The sequence below is a fragment of the Antrihabitans stalactiti genome (assembly GCF_012932915.1).
Lineage (GTDB): Bacteria > Actinomycetota > Actinomycetes > Mycobacteriales > Mycobacteriaceae > Antrihabitans > Antrihabitans stalactiti.
In genome coordinates, this window is sequence record NZ_VCQU01000022.1 from 1 (window position 1) to 2,986 (window position 2,986).

The 2,986-nt window shown below is 65.7% G+C and carries 2 protein-coding genes; both read right to left on the bottom strand.

Translation table 11 applies throughout. The features are described 5' to 3' along the window. Nucleotides 1-512: 512 nt before the first annotated feature. Nucleotides 513-1,229 (bottom strand): IS21-like element helper ATPase IstB, encoded by a 717-nt coding sequence (gene istB, locus FGL95_RS31925; RefSeq protein ID WP_169595016.1) that lies wholly within the window; start codon nt 1,227-1,229, stop codon nt 513-515. Between the two features lie 53 nt (nt 1,230-1,282). Further along, nucleotides 1,283-2,767: an IS21 family transposase gene (gene istA / locus FGL95_RS31930; RefSeq protein WP_240963480.1), complete on the bottom strand. Its 1,485-nt coding sequence runs from the start codon at nt 2,765-2,767 to the stop codon at nt 1,283-1,285. Between the last annotated feature and the right edge of the window lie 219 nt (nt 2,768-2,986).

Here is a 2,986-nt window from a genome sequence, read left to right on the forward strand (position 1 = left end):
TGTCAACGGTCAGTTGGAACTCCGGGTCGACGGACACGAGTTCTCCGGATCCATGGACATCGGAACTCCGGGATCGACCGGCGTGACAGCACGCGATGAGGGTCGGGTAATTCGGAACAGCAACGTGATCATGGCTTCGCTGGCGTCGTAGAACCACCGCAGTGGTCGGCGTCTTACCCGACGCGCGATGGATCCGGGTCGTCGACCTCATCGTCGCTGGGCGTAACACGACTTCCGCGCGCTCGGCACCAGGGGCCTCGCGCCGACCTTCCCGAACGACTCGGTCTTGACCTTGCGCACTCCGACGCTCGTCTTGCTCGGCGGACGCAGGGCCTACCGCGACGCCGTCACCGGGACCAGCGCGCGTCAGCTACTTCGCCGGAGGAGATCGAATTCTGGCCGACCGCCACGCACGCCGGCGCTGCCGAGCGCCGACGAGGTGAACAACGGCCCATCCTCGGGTTCATCGAAACCGTCGACCGACAATGAGCGCTGACCTTGACCGCCGTCGGTCAGACGAGGGGTTGGACGCCTTTTCCTGCAAGCGCTTCGGCGAGGCGGTGCGAATCCCCTTTCGTAGCAACCAAATGCGAATGGTGTAAAAGCCGATCCACTGTGGCGGTTGCCAATGTCTTGGGCATGATCGAATCGAAACCAGACGGGTGCAAATTGGAAGTCACAGCGACACTGCGTCTTTCATACGCTGCATCCACCACACGGTAGAACGCTTCGGCGGCATCCTGCCCTGCGGGCAGCATGCCGATGTCGTCAACCACCACGAGATCGCAGCCGCAGATCTTGGCCACCGTACGCGCGACCGATCCGTCCGCCTTCGCCTTTCCGATTGTGGCGGTGAGGGTTTCGAGGGTGAACCAGGACACCCGCAGATCTGCCTCGATCGCCACGTGCGCCAACGCCTCCACGAAATGCGACTTGCCGGTGCCCGAGGCGCCGCTTACCGCCAAGTTCTCGCGGCGGTGGATCCATTCCAGGGTCATGAGAGCGTTCTGCGTCGCGACGGGGATCGACGATTCCTCCGACCGCCACGACGAAAACGTCTTGCCGGTCGGGAAATTCGCCGTCTTGCGGCGCATCCGCCGCGTGGCGGCGTCGCGGCCGACGACCTCCTCCTGCAACAGCACCCTGACCACCTCGGCAGGATCCCAGCGTTGCGCCCGCGCCGTGGCGAGAATATCGGGTGCCGCCTTGCGCAGGTAGGGCAGCCGCATCCGGGTGCAGATCTTCGCCAGCTCGTCCGGCAGCGGTGGTGGATCGTTGCGGCTCACGCGCCCAACCTCCGCCACCCACCGGTGCCCGGCTGCGTCGAGTGGGCTTCGTCGATCCCCACCACATTCGAGGTACCGGTGTTCGTGCCGGCGAGGTGGTCGAGGATCGACACCAGGTCGCCGTCGTCGAACCGGCCCGCTGCCGCCGCTACGGCGAGCGCCCGATCCACGCGCTCGGTGCCGAGGACACGGGCGAGCTCGACAGCCTGGCCCATCTTGCGGCGGATCCGCGCAACACCGGTCGCTGCCGCCTCGGTCAACCAGGCGTTGGCACCGTCACCGAGCATGAGGAAGTCGATCTCGGCCTCGGTGCGCGGCTTGGGTTTCGGTGTGCGCAGGGTGGACCCGTCCGGATGGTGTGGGTAGTGCTCGTCGAGGATGCGCGGATTCCCCGGCGTCGACAATCGATGCCGAGCAACCTCGGCCAGACCGGTAGCGGTGCGGGCGACGATAACGAGTTCGTCGCCGGAGACTCGGCACCACACCCGCCGTCCTTGGTGCCCGTCGGGGGTGGAGTAGCGCACGTTGTGCCAGCTGATCGTCTGATCCGAGTTGACTAGGCGTTCCTCGCCGAGCGCCAGGATGTGTGGGTTGTCCGGCAGCACATGCAGTTTCGGCAGCTCTTCGACCAGCCGGTCCACCGGAGGCACGCCGGTCGCGCGGTGCGGGCGGGCGTTGATCTGGTCGCACCACCGCGCACACGCGGAATCCAACGCGGCGAAATTCTCGTACGCGGGCAGCAGGTTCGCTTCGGTCGGCACCAGATCCGCCTTGGCGATCTTCACGGTGTGCTCGGCGCCACCCTTCGACTCCGGATCGAAAGGCACGCAAGTCCTTACCGCGCAACCATAGTGACGGCCCGCGGCCACCGCATCAGGGTGGCGCACCGGCAGCCCGGCAATCCGGTCGATCGTCACCGTGCGCGGATTGTCGGTGAGCAGATACGTTGGCGCACCGCCGATCCGGCGCAGCGTCGTGTCCAGGCAGGCGATCAGCGTGGGTAGTTGCTGATCCCACGCCGGCAACACCACCCTGAACCGTGACCACGACAGCCAGGCGCAGAACAACTGCGTGCGCCGACCGGCGACACGTGGTCCTTCGCCCCAGTCGAATTGCAGCCAGTACCCCGGATCCGGGATCCACGGCCGATAGCGACGCCGATGCCCGTCGCGGTAAGCCTGCTTCGCCTCGGCGACCGCGCGGCGGGTGGTCCGGTCGGTGCCGGCGAACCCCATCGCCTGCACCCGTTCGTGCACCACGTCGGCACGGATCTGGCCGTGGGACTTGTCCACCAGCTCCTCGATCTTCGCGAGGAACGGGTCGATCACCCGTGTCCGCCGTTCGCGCTCGGCAACATCGCGGCCGGAATCGCGCAGAGCGACATACCGGGTCACAGTCTTCTCGTCGCAGCCGACCAACACCGCGGCCGAGTGCGCACTTTTTGTAAGGTCGTATGCCTCGAGAATTTCCATCACGTCCATGCCAGACTTGGTCACGGGTCTCTTCCGATCTTCAATTGACTTGCTGGGCCAAAAGCAAGCCAACTTGTCGGAAGAGACCTTTCCGTATTCCTAATCGGGCGTGTCGCAACCCCGCTGTCCGCTGAGCCGGAAATCACGTGTCCACCGGTCCGGAGAACTTGTGTCCGTCAGCCCGGAGCTAACTGTCCGCCCATCCGGAGTCTGACCTGTCCGCCCGCA

Excerpts from the sequence above, each read along its gene's own strand:
- istB (WP_169595016.1), bottom strand. The coding sequence starts at position 1,229 with ATGCGGCTGCCCTACCTGCGCAAGGCGGCACCCGATATTCTCGCCACG.
- istA (WP_240963480.1), bottom strand. The coding sequence starts at position 2,767 with ATGGACGTGATGGAAATTCTCGAGGCATACGACCTTACAAAAAGTGCG.